15 protein-coding genes are annotated in these 13,558 nt (G+C 63.6%); 9 read left to right on the top strand and 6 right to left on the bottom strand.

Features of this window, described 5'->3' with window-relative positions; genetic code table 11:
* Window positions 1–5 precede the first annotated feature (5 nt).
* The 3 genes from rplU (at window position 6) to RGQ15_RS12565 (ending at window position 1,317) form a co-directional block, all read left to right on the top strand.
* Window positions 6–374 (top strand): 50S ribosomal protein L21, encoded by a 369-nt coding sequence (gene rplU / locus RGQ15_RS12575; RefSeq protein ID WP_311160603.1) that lies wholly within the window; start codon window positions 6–8, stop codon window positions 372–374.
* A gap of 12 nt (window positions 375–386) precedes the next feature.
* Complete coding sequence (rpmA, locus tag RGQ15_RS12570; RefSeq protein ID WP_311160602.1) at window positions 387–659, top strand: 50S ribosomal protein L27; 273 nt, start codon at window positions 387–389, stop codon at window positions 657–659.
* A 109-nt stretch (window positions 660–768) separates the two neighbouring features.
* Complete coding sequence (locus RGQ15_RS12565) at window positions 769–1,317, top strand: GNAT family N-acetyltransferase (RefSeq protein ID WP_311160601.1); 549 nt, start codon at window positions 769–771, stop codon at window positions 1,315–1,317.
* A gap of 52 nt (window positions 1,318–1,369) precedes the next feature.
* On the opposite strand, the gene RGQ15_RS12560 is transcribed toward RGQ15_RS12565, so the two are convergent.
* Complete coding sequence (locus RGQ15_RS12560) at window positions 1,370–1,903, bottom strand: hypothetical protein (protein WP_311160600.1); 534 nt, start codon at window positions 1,901–1,903, stop codon at window positions 1,370–1,372.
* A 120-nt stretch (window positions 1,904–2,023) separates the two neighbouring features.
* Here RGQ15_RS12560 and RGQ15_RS12555 point away from each other — a divergent pair, with 120 nt between their 5' ends.
* Window positions 2,024–2,431 carry a SufE family protein gene (locus RGQ15_RS12555; protein WP_311160599.1) on the top strand — a complete coding sequence of 136 codons (408 nt, stop codon included), beginning with the start codon at window positions 2,024–2,026 and terminating at the stop codon, window positions 2,429–2,431.
* 2 nt (window positions 2,432–2,433) lie between these two features.
* Here RGQ15_RS12555 and mnmA read toward each other — a convergent pair whose 3' ends face one another.
* Complete coding sequence (gene mnmA / locus RGQ15_RS12550) at window positions 2,434–3,600, bottom strand: tRNA 2-thiouridine(34) synthase MnmA (RefSeq protein WP_311160598.1); 1,167 nt, start codon at window positions 3,598–3,600, stop codon at window positions 2,434–2,436.
* Between the two features lie 168 nt (window positions 3,601–3,768).
* Here mnmA and sciP point away from each other — a divergent pair, with 168 nt between their 5' ends.
* From sciP to recG, 4 genes are all read left to right on the top strand, one after another.
* Window positions 3,769–4,047 carry a CtrA inhibitor SciP gene (gene sciP, locus RGQ15_RS12545; RefSeq protein WP_311160597.1) on the top strand — a complete coding sequence of 93 codons (279 nt, stop codon included), beginning with the start codon at window positions 3,769–3,771 and terminating at the stop codon, window positions 4,045–4,047.
* 89 nt (window positions 4,048–4,136) lie between these two features.
* A complete protein-coding gene (gene ctrA, locus RGQ15_RS12540; RefSeq protein WP_311160596.1) occupies window positions 4,137–4,853 on the top strand; it encodes a response regulator transcription factor CtrA in 717 nt (238 codons plus the stop codon).
* A 110-nt stretch (window positions 4,854–4,963) separates the two neighbouring features.
* Entirely contained in the window at window positions 4,964–7,252 is a 2,289-nt protein-coding gene (gene ligA / locus RGQ15_RS12535) for an NAD-dependent DNA ligase LigA (protein ID WP_311160595.1), read from the top strand.
* Window positions 7,228–9,339 carry an ATP-dependent DNA helicase RecG gene (gene recG / locus RGQ15_RS12530; RefSeq protein WP_311160594.1) on the top strand — a complete coding sequence of 704 codons (2,112 nt, stop codon included), beginning with the start codon at window positions 7,228–7,230 and terminating at the stop codon, window positions 9,337–9,339. Before ligA ends, recG begins: the two co-directional genes overlap by 25 nt.
* Before the next feature lie 325 nt (window positions 9,340–9,664).
* Here recG and RGQ15_RS12525 read toward each other — a convergent pair whose 3' ends face one another.
* Complete coding sequence (locus RGQ15_RS12525) at window positions 9,665–10,102, bottom strand: iron-sulfur cluster assembly scaffold protein (RefSeq protein WP_311160592.1); 438 nt, start codon at window positions 10,100–10,102, stop codon at window positions 9,665–9,667.
* Between the two features lie 70 nt (window positions 10,103–10,172).
* On the opposite strand from RGQ15_RS12525, the gene hisI reads away from it, so the two are divergent.
* Window positions 10,173–10,538, top strand: a complete 366-nt coding sequence (gene hisI / locus RGQ15_RS12520; protein ID WP_311160591.1) for a phosphoribosyl-AMP cyclohydrolase — start codon at window positions 10,173–10,175, stop codon at window positions 10,536–10,538.
* On the opposite strand, the gene gluQRS is transcribed toward hisI, so the two are convergent.
* The 3 genes from gluQRS to RGQ15_RS12505 all read right to left on the bottom strand — a co-directional run bounded on the left by gluQRS (window position 10,520) and on the right by RGQ15_RS12505 (window position 13,462).
* Window positions 10,520–11,365, bottom strand: a complete 846-nt coding sequence (gene gluQRS, locus RGQ15_RS12515) for a tRNA glutamyl-Q(34) synthetase GluQRS (RefSeq protein WP_311160590.1) — start codon at window positions 11,363–11,365, stop codon at window positions 10,520–10,522. The two genes, hisI and gluQRS, sit on opposite strands and share 19 nt — an antisense overlap.
* On the bottom strand, window positions 11,362–12,705 hold the full coding sequence (gene trmFO, locus RGQ15_RS12510) for a methylenetetrahydrofolate--tRNA-(uracil(54)-C(5))-methyltransferase (FADH(2)-oxidizing) TrmFO (RefSeq protein WP_311160588.1): 1,344 nt from the start codon (window positions 12,703–12,705) through the stop codon (window positions 11,362–11,364). The genes gluQRS and trmFO overlap by 4 nt, the downstream gene beginning before the upstream one ends.
* 133 nt (window positions 12,706–12,838) lie before the next feature.
* Complete coding sequence (locus RGQ15_RS12505) at window positions 12,839–13,462, bottom strand: 50S ribosomal protein L25/general stress protein Ctc (protein WP_311160587.1); 624 nt, start codon at window positions 13,460–13,462, stop codon at window positions 12,839–12,841.
* Window positions 13,463–13,558 lie beyond the last annotated feature (96 nt).

Genomic DNA, 13,558 nt, shown 5'->3' with positions numbered 1-13,558 from the left:
ACGGAATGTTCGCAGTTCTCAAGACGGGCGGCAAGCAGTACCGGGTTCAGGCCGGTGATGTGCTGCGCGTTGAAAAACTGAACGCCGAAGCCGGCGACAAGGTCCAGTTCAACGAAGTGCTGATGATCGGTTCGACCGTTGGTGCTCCGCTGGTTGCCGGCGCCGCCGTGCAGGCCGAAGTCATCGACAACATCAAGGCTGACAAGGTCATCACCTATGTCAAGCGCCGCCGCAAGCATTCGTCGCAGCGCACCCGTGGCCACCGTCAGCAACTGACGCTGGTTCGCGTCACCGAGTTGCTGGAAAATGGCGCCGAGAAGTCGGACGTCAAGGCCGCCGTCGGCGCGCGCACGAAACTCGAAACCGCCAACTGAGGAGACTGACCCATGGCACATAAAAAAGCAGGCGGTTCGTCCCGCAACGGTCGCGATTCGGCCGGTCGTCGTCTTGGCGTGAAACTGTTCGGTGGCCAGTCGGCCATCGCCGGTAACATCATCGTGCGTCAGCGCGGCACCACCTGGTGGGCCGGTGAGAACGTCGGCATGGGCCGCGATCACACCCTGTTCGCCCTGACCGATGGCAAGGTGTCCTTCCGCAAGGGTCTCAAGGGCCGCACCTACATCTCCGTTCTGCCGGCCAATCTCGAGGCTGCCGAATAAGCCGATTTTAACACTCAGGTGCTTAAAAAGGGGGATCGGCGAAAGCCGGTCCCCTTCGGTTTTCCAGGGATCGAACCTATGTTTTTCGAATACGAGGGAGGAACCAATCATGAATGACCTGATCGCGCCGGACCTGAAGGCACAGGCCGTGATCGCGACTGAACGTTTTGTCCTGCGACCGCTCAGGCAGTCGGATGCAGGGCTGATCGCGCATTACACCCAGGATCGCCGCGTGGCCGAAGGCACGCGATCGATCCCGCATCCGCTTCCGCCTGGCGCGGCAGAGGCCTATGTCAACCGGGCAATGTCCCCAGACCGGGACGAGGATGTCTGGGCGATCGACGGCTCGGCAAACAAGCTGGCAGAGCTTCTGGGCGTGGTCTCGCTGACGCGCATTGGTCCCGATCAGTCCGAACTGGGTTTCTGGGTCGGCGCCGGTTTCTGGAATACCGGCTTTGCGACAGAGGCAGTCGATGCGCTGGTCGCGGCCAATCCCCATGGCTCGCGCACGCTTTTTGCCGAGGCATTCCAGGACAATCCGGGTTCTGCCCGCGTGCTGACCAATTGCGGTTTCGAATATCTCGGCGATGCCGAAAGCTGGTCTGTCGCGCGCGATGCGCGTGTCCCGACCTGGACCTATCTGCGCAAGATGGATTGACGGTCGAGCAAGTCATGAAGGGCGTCCCAGCGACGCCCTTCTTGTTTCGGGGTCACTTGCGAAGCGTCACCGCATTGCCCGCGCCCGAGATGACGACTTCGCGCACCCGGGCCAGGGTCTCATTGGAAAGCGTCAGGCCAACCGTGGCGGTGTCGCTTGCGGGATTGGGTGTGCTGCGCGCGGCAAGGCTACCGGCAGGTGGTGGGTTGCCGACAAGTCGCAGTCGCAGGACGCCGAATTCATCGGGCCGGATCCTGCCCCTGGGCATCGGCTGTTCGGTCACCAGCGCGAGATCCCACCATCCCTTGCTTGCCGGAACCGTGGTCACGACGAGCAGCCGGCCTTCATAAAGCGGTTCCCAATGCGCGCCACTGATGAAGGCCACGGGCTGGCGACCGTCGAAGGTCGAGGTCGGATAGCCGCCTTCGGGTTCCAGCGTTGCGGGTTTGCCTGATCCGCCAAACCATGACGAAGGGGACCATGCGCTGTCGCTGTCGCCAAACCGGCCGCAACCGGCCATGGCAATTATCGCACAGCCGACACAACCCCAAGTCCTGATCCGCATTTCGGCTGCCCCCGTCTTCATTTGTTTTCCACGCCGAGTGATAGGCGAAAGCGAACCCACGGGAAAGCCTCTTTGACCTGTCGGGCCTGTCGCGCTATGCCGGGGCCGCCCGTAAGACCCGCGCCCGCGAAAGGATGCCTCATGGCCACCGCTGCCTTTGAAGAAATTGCCGAAACATTCGACTTCCTCGATGACTGGGAGGATCGCTATCGGCATGTGATCGAACTGGGCAAGGCGATGCCCGCGATGGAACCGGCGCTGCAGGTTCCCGCGACCAAGGTCGAAGGCTGTGCAAGTCAGGTCTGGATCATGCCGCGGATCGAAGCCGGGCGTTTCGATTTTCACGGTGACAGCGACGCGTTGATCGTGCGCGGACTGATCGCCATTCTGCACGCGCTTTATTCCGGCGTGCCGGTGGGGGAAGTGGGCGGCATCGACGCCCCGGCGGAACTGCGCAGGCTGGGGCTGGAAGAGCACCTTTCCGCGCAGCGCTCGAACGGGCTGCGCGCCATGGTCGAGCGGATCCGCCTGCTGGCAGCGTCCGCCTGAGCTCAGCCCCGGCGGTGGGCGATCCAGCCGCCGCCCAGAACCCGTGTGCCCTCGGTCGCGTAGAACACGCAGGCCTGACCGGGGCTCACGCCTTCCTCCGGGTCCAGCAACTCGACCTCGGCGCGGTTCTTGCCGGTGGGACGAAGGATGGCGGGCCGAGGGGGCCGGGTCGAGCGGATGCGGGCATTGATCGCGATCTCGCCTTCGAACGGCACATCGCCCAGCCAGTTGACCTCGGTCACGGGCACGACCTTGGTTGCCAGCGATTCCTTCGGGCCAACGACGACACGTCGCGTATCGGGTTCCAGCCGGACGACGTAAAGCGGATCTCCCAGCCCCCCGATGCCCAGACCGCGCCGTTGCCCGATCGTGTAATGAATGACGCCGCGATGCGTGCCCAGGACATTTCCGTCCAGGTCGACGATCTCGCCCGGATCGGCGGCGCCAGGGCGGAGCTTTTCGATCACGCTCGCATAGTTTCCGTTCGGCACGAAGCAGATGTCCTGGCTATCGGGCTTGTCCGCGACGGCGAGCCCGAACTTGCTGGCCAGAGCGCGCGTCTCGGCCTTGCTTTCCAATCCGCCAAGTGGAAAGCGCAGGAAATCAAGCTGCTCGCCCGTGGTCGAGAACAGGAAATAGCTCTGGTCGCGGTTCGGGTCGGCAGCCATGTGCAATTCCGAACCGGTTGCACCTTCGCTGCGGCGGATGTAATGCCCGGTCGCCATGCAATCGGCGTCAAGCTCGCGCGCGGTCTGCAACAGGTCGCGGAACTTCACCCGCTCATTGCAGCGAATACATGGGACGGGGGTTGCGCCTGCCAGATAGGCGTCGGCAAATTCCTCGATGACGGATTCGCGGAACTTGTTCTCGTAATCCAGCACGTAATGCGGGAAGCCAATGCGTTCCGCGACGCGGCGCGCGTCATGAATGTCCTGGCCCGCGCAACAGGCCCCCTTTTTCGCCAGAGCAGCGCCATGATCGTAGAGCTGCAGCGTGACGCCGATCACGTCATAGCCCTCGGCGGCAAGCATGGCCGCCACGACCGAACTGTCCACGCCTCCCGACATCGCCACGACGACGCGGGTTTCGCTGGGCGGCTTTGCAAAGCCCAGGGAATTCAAATGGCTGTCATGCGCTTCGGCGCGCAGGTCAGGGCTAGGAACTGTCATGGATCGTCCTTTAGCGGCGCGGGCCGAAGCGGATACGCCAATTTCGCGGGCATTTATAGTAAAAACGACGGATTTCTCAAGCCCAAGGCCCGCGAAACGCGTCGTGCTTCACCCCCATTTAAGAATTCTCTGCGAGAACCCAAGGGCAGAGATGACAGGGATTTGGCGATGTTCTTGAAAAAATCCTCCGGACCGAGAACTGCCGTGCTTCAGGACGGCACGATCATCTCCCTGGCAGACCTGCCGGTTTCAGTGACGCGATGGGTTGCAAGCCGAAAGGCACTTGTCGTGGCGGCCGTCGAGCATGGCTTGTTGACACGCGACGAGGCGATCGCGCGCTACGGCCTATCCATTGAAGAATTCGAATCCTGGGTGCAGTCGTTCGATCGGCACGGAATGGATGCGTTGAAAATCACACAGTTGCAGCGATTCAGCAACCATAGGTAGAATTAATAATAAGAAATTCCACACTAACGGGATATTAACCTTTGGGTGTCACGAACTGATCCAACAAGGTTCAACCAAGGGGGAATATGATGCGCATTCTTCTCGTCGAGGATGATCAAACAACGGCGCGCAGCATCGAGCTGATGCTGACCCATGCGAATTACAACGTCTATCGCACCGATATGGGCGAGGAAGGGATCGATCTCGCAAGGCTCTATGATTACGATCTGATCCTGCTCGATCTCGACCTGCCAGACATGCACGGGATGGAAGTGCTGCGGCAGATCCGCATGTCGAGGGTCGACACGCCGATTTTGATCCTGACAGGTTCAGATGACACCGAAAGCAAGCTGCGCGGCTTCGGCTTCGGTGCTGATGACTACATGACCAAGCCCTTCAACCGTGATGAGCTTGTCGCACGCATCCAGGCCATTATCCGCCGTTCCAAGGGGCATAGCCAGTCGATCATCTGGACCGGCGGAATGATGGTCAATCTTGACGCCCGCTCTGTCGAGGTCGATGGACGGCCGGTGAACCTGACGGGGAAGGAATACCAGATCCTCGAACTGCTCAGCCTGCGCAAGGGCACGACCCTGACCAAGGAGATGTGCCTGAACCACCTTTACGGGGGCATGGACGAACCCGAATTGAAGATCATCGACGTTTTCGTCTGCAAGCTGCGCAAGAAGCTTTCCGCGGCGCTTGGGGGTGAGAACCACATCGAAACGGTCTGGGGCAGGGGCTATGTCCTGCGCGATCCCGTAACGGGTGGGCAAGCGAATGAAAGGGTCGCGATCGGGGCCTGATCGGCCGACCTCATTGCCTGTCCCGGATGCTGGACAAGGGCTCTGCCTAGAAGCTATCACTCTGGCCCTGACTAAAGGCCCGTGCCGGGGCCCGGGTGAAGGAGACAGGCATGGCCGAAGACGCCAAGGATAAGGCTTCCACAGGGTCCGCGCCTCTGCCGGAAACGGTTCCGGTCGCGCAGCTTGATCGCAGTGCTGCGGCCGATGAGGCGGCAGCACTGGCCCAGGTGCTGGAGCAAGCCGATCGCGCCTATCACGGCGAAGATGCGCCCTTCATCAGCGACGCCGAATATGATGTGAAGAAGCGCCGGCTCGTCGAGATCGAGACGCGCTTTCCCGAACTCGCACGACAGGACAGTCCGACGACGCGGATCGGCGCGACACCGGACGGACGCTTCGCCAAGGTGGCGCATCGCGTTCCCATGCTGTCGCTGGAAAATGCCTTTGATGACGAAGATGTCACCGGCTTCATGCAGCGTGTCCGCTCGTTCCTGAGCCTCGCTCCGGGCAATCCGGTCGAGGTGACGGCCGAACCCAAGATCGACGGCCTGTCTCTGTCGCTGCGCTACGAAGAGGGCGAGCTTGTCCTGGCCTCGACCCGCGGCGATGGTGCGGTCGGGGAAAACGTTACCGCCAATGCCCGCACCATCAGGGATATTCCCCATAGACTTCTCGGGGATGACATACCGACCGTCATCGAGATCCGTGGCGAGTGCTACATGTCGCATGAGGATTTCGAAAAGCTGAACCAGTCGGACCCCGGCCGGGTGTTCGCCAATCCACGCAACGCCGCCGCCGGTTCGTTGCGGCAGCTTGACCCGGAAGTCACCGCATCCCGGCCGCTGCGTTTCTTTGCCTATGCCTGGGGCCAACTGAGCGAGCCGCTTGCCGAAACGCAAATGCTCGCCGTCGAGCGGATGAAGGGCTTTGGCTTCCAGACCAATCCTCTGATGCGGCTCTGCAGCTCGACCGATGAGATGATCGCGACCTGGGCCAATATCGAACAGATGCGTTCGACCTTGGGCTATGACATCGACGGCGTCGTCTACAAGGTCAATCGGATCGACTATCAGTCACGGCTGGGCATGCGCTCGACGACGCCGAGATGGGCAATCGCGCACAAGTTTCCGGCCGAACGCGTCTGGACCCGGCTCGAGGCCATCGACATCCAGGTCGGACGGACAGGAGCCCTCAGCCCAGTTGCCCGGCTGCATCCTGTCACGGTCGGCGGCGTCGTCGTCTCGAACGCGACACTGCATAACGAAGATTACATTGCCGGGCGCAGCGCCGATGGCAGCGTGATCCGGGACGGCAAGGACATCCGGATCGGTGACTGGGTTCAGGTGTATCGCGCAGGCGATGTCATCCCGAAGGTTGCCGATGTCGATCTTGCGAAACGTGCGTCTGATGCCGAACCCTATCATTTTCCGGAGCTTTGCCCGGAATGCGGCTCTCCTGCCATCCGGGAAGAGGGCGATTCGGCGCGCCGATGCACCGGAGGGCTGATCTGCCCCGCGCAGGCGGTCGAAAAGCTCAAGCATTTCGTCTCGCGCGCGGCTTTCGATATCGAGGGGCTGGGCGCGAAGCTGGTCGAGGAACTGTTCCGAGATGGCTGGATCGCCGAGCCCGCCGATATCTTCACCCTGCAGGAGCGCTATGGTCCGGGTCGGCCACAGCAATTGAAGAACCGCGAAGGCTGGGGCGAGAAAAGTGCCGCGAGCCTGTTCCGTGCCATCGACGAGAAGCGGGAGATCGCGCTTGCCCGGCTGCTTTTCGCGCTTGGCATTCGCCACCTGGGCGAAGTCGCTGCCAGCGATCTTGCGCGCCATTACGGCGATTGGGACGCGCTGACGCAGGCGCTGGACCGCTTGCGGCCAGCGGCGGAGGCGCAGCGTCTGGCCGAGGTCGCGGCCGAGCAAGAGCGCGAAACAGCCGCCGCGCGAGGTCGGCGCGCGCGGGTCAGCGACGTGCGCGCCGCGGTGCTCGCGGAAGCGCGCATTCCGGTTGCGGCATCGGCCGCCTGGACAGACCTCATCAGCGCGAACGGCATCGGTCCGGTCCTTGCCATGTCGCTGTCCGAGGCTTTCGCGAATGAGCGCGAGCGGGCGGCGATCGACCGGCTGACAGCGTATCTGAAGATCCTGCCGCCCGAGGCGCGCGCCACCGACAGCGCCGTGACCGGCAAGACCCTGGTCTTTACCGGAACGCTCGAAAAGATGACGCGGGCCGAGGCAAAGGCGAGGGCAGAGGCGCTTGGCGCCCATGTCGCGGGTTCGGTATCGGCCAAGACCGATCTGGTCATCGCGGGGCCCGGCGCGGGTTCCAAGGCCAAGAAAGCGGCTGATCTGGGGATCAAGGTCATCGACGAGGACGAATGGCTGCTGATCGCGAACGGGTAGGCGGGCGTCCGCCCGCGCTTTTCCCGCTTTTTGCCGGGCTGGAAACCCTGCCCGGAATCGGCCCCAAGGCCGCCGAGGCATTTGCCCAGATGGGCGTCGCACGCCCGCGTGACCTGATCCTGACCTTGCCGCATGCGGTCGTCCATCGCCGTCCGATCGGGCGGATTGCCGATGCCCGTCCGCCCGAGATGGTCACGGTTACTGTCGCGATCGAGCGGCACAGTGCACCGACGGGCAAGGGTCGGCCGTGGCGCGTGCACTGCTCTGATGGCGTCGCGGATCTGCAGATCGTCTTTTTCCACCCGCGCAAGGATTGGATCGAACGCCAGTTTCCGATCGGTGCGCAGCGTCGGATCTCGGGCAAGATCGAGCTTTTCGACGGGATGGCGCAGATGGTGCATCCCGATCATGTCGCTCTGCCGGATGATCCGCCACCGCCGGAATTCGAGCCGGTCTATCCGCTTTCCGGTCGCCTGACGCAGGGGGTCGTGCAGAAGGCGGTGGCAGCCGCCATGACGCGGCTGCCGGAAACGGTTGAATGGATCGATCCGAACCTGCTTTCGCGCGAAGCGTGGCCTTCATGGTCCGACGCGCTCGTGGCTGCGCATGCGCCAAAGGGGCTGCAGGACGTTTCCGCCACGGCGCCGGCGCGGTCGCGGCTGGCCTATGACGAGCTTTTTGCTCATCAGGTGACGCTTGCGATAATGCGGCGCGATCGCCGGCGACTGGCCGGGCAGGTTACCCAGGGTGATGGTCACCTGCGCGAGAAGGTGATTGCGGGATTGCCATGGCCGCCGACCAACGCGCAGCGCCGTGCCGTCGGAGAGATTGCCGAGGACCTTGCCGCTCCGCGCAGGATGAACCGGCTGCTGCAGGGCGATGTGGGTGCAGGAAAGACGCTTGTCGCCTTCCTGTCGCTTCTGATTGCTGTCGAGGCGGGCGGGCAGGGGGTCATGATGGCCCCGACCGAGATCCTTGCCCGCCAGCATTTCCGTGCGCTGGAGCCCTTGGCCAAACTCGCAGGCATTCGGCTGGAAGTGCTGACCGGTCGTGACAAGGGCGATGCCCGCGCGAATATCCTGACCGACCTGGCCGAGGGGCGGATCGACATCCTGGTCGGCACCCACGCCGTGATCCAGAAGACGGTCGAGTTCCGCGATCTGCGCTTGGCCATCGTGGACGAACAGCACCGTTTCGGCGTCAACCAGCGCATGGAGCTTGGCACCAAGGGCCAGCACCTGCCCCCGGACATGCTTGTCATGACGGCGACGCCCATTCCGCGTTCCCTGGCGCTTGCCCAATATGGTGACATGGATCTGTCGATCCTCGATGAGAAACCTGCAGGGCGTCAGCCGATCAGGACGACCGTCATCCCCGATGGCCGCATGCCCGAGATCGTTGACCACCTGGCCGGAGCGGTGGGCTCGGGCGCGCGGGCCTATTGGGTCTGTCCCCTGGTCGAGGAAAGTGAATCGGTCGACCTGACTGCGGCCGAGGCGCGGTTTCAGGAATTGCGGGCCCGTTTCGGTGATCGCGTGCGTCTGGTTCATGGCCAGATGCCCGCCCAGGACAGGGATGCCGCAATGGCCGATTTCGCGGCCGGGCGCGCAAGCATCCTGGTCGCGACGACGGTCATCGAGGTGGGCGTGGACGTGCCGGAAGCTACGATCATGGTGATCGAACGCGCGGAGAGCTTTGGCCTTGCCCAGCTGCACCAGCTGCGCGGCCGGGTCGGGCGCGGAAAGGCGGCGTCGAGCTGCCTGCTCATGTATCACGAACCGCTGTCCGAGACCGGGCGCAGAAGGCTGGGCGTCCTGCGCGAGACCGAGGACGGTTTTCGCATCGCCGAGGAGGACCTTGTCATCAGGGGGGCGGGCGACGTGATCGGAACCGCGCAATCGGGCCTGCCGAGGTTCCGCATCGCGGATCTCGAGCGACAGGGCGCGCTGATGGCGCTTGCGCGCAAGGACGCCCAGGCGTTCCTGGAGCGCGACCCAAGGATGGAGACGCCGCGAGGGCAGGCGGTGCGGCTACTGCTGTGGCTGATGGAGCAGGATCGCGCGATCCGCCTGATCACGGCCGGGTGATGTTCTCGTGAGATGTTCCTAAAAAGTTCTTTACTTTGTTCCGATTCGGTGAGAACAAAATATAAACAAACCGAGGAGAACTGACATGAGCCGTGAAACTCTCTCCGACTTTGTCGGGGTCGTCGCGATCTCTGCGATGGCAATCTTCCTGTTTTCCCTTCCGTCGGTCGTCCCGCCGGTGGTCATTTCCTGAATCCCATTTGTCCTGCCCCGCGCTTCGTGAAACCCTCGCCCGGTTTCTCCGTGATCGTCCCCGGTCCGGTAAATGCGCGCAACTTGCCGGCCCCTCGCGGGTCGGCATTTTCTTTTTCTGAAGCTGGAGAGCTCAGGCCAGCGCGTCGTCGATTGCGCCGAGCGTCGCTTCCCAGGCCAACAGGATCGAGGCGTGACGATTGGGAAATTCCCGAGCGGGCAGCAATGCCTCAAGCCCGTCGAAGGGGGCAGCGGGCGCGTCGCCGTCCTGTTTCAGCATCGCCGTCAGTTCCGCCGCCGCCCGGGCTATGTCGTCTCGGCTGCGACCAATGACCGATCCACCCAGCACAGAAGCCGAGGCCTGGCCCAATGCACATGCCCGCACTTCCTGCGAAAAGTCGGAAATGACGCCATCACTCAGCCGGACATGCGCGGTCACCGATGAGCCACATTGCGGCGAGCGACGATGCGCGCTGCCCATGGCGTTCTCGAGCTTGCCCAGATGCGGGATATCCGACGCAAGCGCAAGGATCCGCCGGGAATAGAGTTGCATCAGATCGCTGTCGGACATGACGGGCCTTGGGCTTTTCCTTGGGTTGGCTCCCGCTTAGATAGGTGCGACCCAGCGGAAAGGAAAGCCGATGTTCGATCCTGCAAGCCTTAAATACGATGCGCACGGCCTGATCCCGGCCATCGCACAGGATCACGCCAGCGGCGAAATCCTGATGATGGCCTGGATGAATGCGGAATCCGTGGCCCGCACGCTGGCAAGCGGCAAGGTCACCTATTGGTCGCGCTCGCGCCAAAGCTTCTGGGTCAAGGGCGAAAGCTCGGGCCATGCGCAGAAGCTGATCGAGTTGCGGGTCGATTGCGACAGGGACTGCCTGCTCGTGCTCGTCGACCAAACCGGCCCGGCATGCCACACCAACCGGCAAAGCTGCTTCTACACCGCCATCCGGGAAGGGGATGAAGTCGTGATCATGGAGCCTCAGAACCCCAGCGCGTGACGCATTTCAGCGGCGCTCATGCCCTGCTCGCGGTAAAGCCGCAGGGCGCGTGCGTCGTCGCGTTTCGCGAGCCGCTTGCCGTTGTCGTCGCGGATCAGGCGGTGGTGGTGATAGCGCGGCACGGGCAGGCCCAGCAGGCGCTGGAGCAGGACATGGATGAAGGTCGAATCGAGCAGGTCCTTGCCGCGGGTGACCAGCGTGATGCCCTGTTCCGCGTCATCGACCACGACCGAGAGATGATAGCTCGTCCCCATGCCGCGCCGCGCCAGGACGACATCGCCGATGCCGCTGATCATGTCGGCAGCCGACAGGCGATGCGGGAGGCCGGGGGCGATGTTCTCGTCCTCGAAGGCGATCTCGCCGGCCCGCAAATGGTCGAGCGCGCGCGCCATGTCTAGCCGGATCGCGTCATCCGCGCGGGCCTCGGCCATGGCGCGGTGGCGGCAGGTGCCGGGATAGACCGGACCGTCCGGACCGATCACCGGCTCGGCGCCTTCCTGCGGGGCCGAAAGCGCGGCGCGGATATCGGCGCGGCGGCATTGGCAGGGATAGGTCAGGCCCAGTGCTGCCAGCCGGTCCAAGGCCGATTGATAGGCGGGCAGGCGTTCGGATTGCCGCATCACGGGCAGGGGCCAGCCGAGGCCCAGCCAATGCAGGTCCTCCGAAATCATCGCCTCATATTCCGGACGGCAGCGGCTTTGGTCGATATCCTCGATCCGCAGCAGGAACTGACCGGGATCTGCCAGCTTCGCGGCGGTCAGCGCCGCGAAGGCATGGCCCAGATGCAGCGGGCCAGTGGGCGAGGGGGCGAATCGCGTGCGGTTCAATTCTGCCCCGCGAGCCAGCCCTGGAAATCGGCTTTCGCGCGGTCGGTATAGGCCGGATAGCGGTCCTTGCGGCCTTTGCGTCCGCCGCGCATCTCGTCGAGCGGCGGGTAAAGACCGAAATTCACGTTCATCGGCTGGAATGTTTTCGCATCCGCCCCGCCGGTGATGTGATTGACGAGTGCGCCCATCGAGGTCGTCACGGGCGGCGGCGGCAAGTCACGGCCAAGCGCCTCGGCGGCGGCCATGCGACCGGCGAGGAGGCCCATCGCGGCGGATTCGACATAGCCCTCGACCCCCGTCACCTGGCCCGCGAAGCGCAGGTTCGGGTGCGAGCGCAGCCGCAGCCGGTCGTCGATCAGGCGCGGCGAGTTCAGGAAGGTATTGCGGTGGATGCCGCCGAGACGCGCGAAGCTCGCATTCTGCAGGCCGGGTATGCGGCGGAAGACCTCGGTCTGCGCGCCGTATTTCATCTTGGTCTGGAAGCCCACGATATTATAGAGCGTGCCCAAGGCGTTATCGCGGCGCAGCTGGACCACGGCATAGGCCTTTTCGGTGGGCTTATGCGCATTGGTCAGACCGACGGGTTTCATCGGGCCGTGGCGCAGCGTCTCGCGACCGCGTTCGGCCATGACCTCGATCGGCAGGCAGCCGTCGAAATAGCCCGCCGTCTCGCCCTCGTGGAACTCGGTCTTGTCGGCGGCGAGAAGGGCGTCGATGAATCCCTCGTAATCCTCTCGGGTCATCGGGCAGTTGATATAGGCGGTGCGCTCCTCCTCGGTCTCGCCCTTGTCGTAGCGGCTTTGCAGCCAGCAGACCTGCATGTCGATGGTCTCGGCATGGACGATGGGGGCGATGGCGTCGAAAAACGCAAGCGCGCCTTCGCCGGTCGCGCCAAGGATCGACTGGCCCAGCGAGGGCGAAGTCAACGGCCCGGTGGCAATGATCCAGCGGCCCTCGGTGGGAAGATCGCGGATTTCTCCGGGTTCGAAACTGACCAGCGGCTCGTCGCGCAGGGCCTGGGTCACGGCGGCGGAGAAGGCGTCGCGGTCGACGGCCAGCGCGCCGCCCGCGGGCAGGCGGTGGCGGTCGGCCATGGACATGATCAGGCCGCCGGCCGCGCGCATTTCCCAATGCAGCTGGCCCACGGCGTTCATCTGGTCGTCATCCGAACGGAAGCTGTTCGAACAGACCATCTCGGCGCAATCGCCGGTGCGATGGGCGAAGGTCGCGACCGCGGGGCGCATCTCGTGCAGCACGACGGGCACACCCGCGCGCGCGATCTGCCAGGCCGCTTCCGAGCCAGCGAGGCCAGCGCCAATGATGTGGATCGGTTCCTGCATAGATACCCCCTTCGCGTCAGGCGCGATGTCCTAGCAACAGCGCCGCCAAAGGACAAGTCGGCGCAAATTCGGCAAGAGAAAGGGCGGCATCCGTTGGGATGCCGCCCGATCTGGTTCAGCCAGAATGCCTGGATCAGGCCTCGGTGCTTTCGCCTTCGGCTGCTTCGGCATTGTCTTCCGAACGCAGGCCCGACGGAGCGGCGATGTTCGCAATCACGAAGTTGCGGTCGATCGTCGGCTTCACGCCCTTCGGCAGCTCGATGTCGTTGATGTGGATCGTGTCGCCGATCTGCTTGCCGGTCAGGTCCACGGTGATGTGATCCGGAATTTCCGACGCGGTGACCATCAGTTCGACTTCCGGACGCACGACAACCAGGGTGCCGCCGCGCTTCAGGCCGGGGGCAGCTTCGTGGTTCTCGAAGGTCACGTGGATGAACAGGTTCACGCGGGTGTTGCGGTGCAGGCGCATGAAGTCGATATGCGTCGGCAGGTCCTTAACCACGTCACGCTGAACGCCGCGGCAGACGACGCGAACGTCTTCCTGACCTTCGACCTTCAGGTTCCAGAGGGTCGACAGGAAGCGACCGGCGCGCAGCTTGGTCAGCAGCGAGTTGAACTCGATTTGGATCGGCTGCGGCTCTTTGCCGTCGCCATAAACGATGCCGGGCACCTTGCCTTCGCGGCGAGCTTGGCGGGCGGCCCCCTTGCCTGTCCCCGCGCGTGCCTCGACCACCAGATCCGGGATCTCTTTGGCCATGATGGTATTCCTTACGATTGACTGTTTGCGGCCATCCTCCAAGGGTGCATGGCCAAGGACGCGCCTATAGTGGAGTCTGCGTCGAATGTGAAGGAT

The sequence above is a fragment of the Paracoccus sp. MBLB3053 genome (assembly GCF_031822435.1).
GTDB classification, from domain to species: Bacteria; Pseudomonadota; Alphaproteobacteria; order Rhodobacterales; family Rhodobacteraceae; genus Paracoccus; species Paracoccus aurantius.
The sequence above is the reverse complement of the archived record's forward strand: the minus strand, read 5'-3'. Positions and strand labels throughout refer to the sequence as shown.

Excerpts from the sequence above, each read along its gene's own strand:
- trmFO (WP_311160588.1), bottom strand. The coding sequence starts at position 12,705 with ATGCAGGAACCGATCCACATCATTGGCGCTGGCCTCGCTGGCTCGGAA.
- RGQ15_RS12505 (WP_311160587.1), bottom strand. The coding sequence starts at position 13,462 with ATGGCCAAAGAGATCCCGGATCTGGTGGTCGAGGCACGCGCGGGGACA.
- recG (WP_311160594.1), top strand. The coding sequence starts at position 7,228 with ATGGCTGCTGATCGCGAACGGGTAGGCGGGCGTCCGCCCGCGCTTTTC.
- RGQ15_RS12560 (WP_311160600.1), bottom strand. The coding sequence starts at position 1,903 with ATGAAGACGGGGGCAGCCGAAATGCGGATCAGGACTTGGGGTTGTGTC.
- ctrA (WP_311160596.1), top strand. The coding sequence starts at position 4,137 with ATGCGCATTCTTCTCGTCGAGGATGATCAAACAACGGCGCGCAGCATC.
- RGQ15_RS12525 (WP_311160592.1), bottom strand. The coding sequence starts at position 10,102 with ATGTCCGACAGCGATCTGATGCAACTCTATTCCCGGCGGATCCTTGCG.
- rpmA (WP_311160602.1), top strand. The coding sequence starts at position 387 with ATGGCACATAAAAAAGCAGGCGGTTCGTCCCGCAACGGTCGCGATTCG.
- rplU (WP_311160603.1), top strand. The coding sequence starts at position 6 with ATGTTCGCAGTTCTCAAGACGGGCGGCAAGCAGTACCGGGTTCAGGCC.
- mnmA (WP_311160598.1), bottom strand. The coding sequence starts at position 3,600 with ATGACAGTTCCTAGCCCTGACCTGCGCGCCGAAGCGCATGACAGCCAT.
- ligA (WP_311160595.1), top strand. The coding sequence starts at position 4,964 with ATGGCCGAAGACGCCAAGGATAAGGCTTCCACAGGGTCCGCGCCTCTG.
- RGQ15_RS12555 (WP_311160599.1), top strand. The coding sequence starts at position 2,024 with ATGGCCACCGCTGCCTTTGAAGAAATTGCCGAAACATTCGACTTCCTC.
- sciP (WP_311160597.1), top strand. The coding sequence starts at position 3,769 with ATGTTCTTGAAAAAATCCTCCGGACCGAGAACTGCCGTGCTTCAGGAC.
- RGQ15_RS12565 (WP_311160601.1), top strand. The coding sequence starts at position 769 with ATGAATGACCTGATCGCGCCGGACCTGAAGGCACAGGCCGTGATCGCG.
- hisI (WP_311160591.1), top strand. The coding sequence starts at position 10,173 with ATGTTCGATCCTGCAAGCCTTAAATACGATGCGCACGGCCTGATCCCG.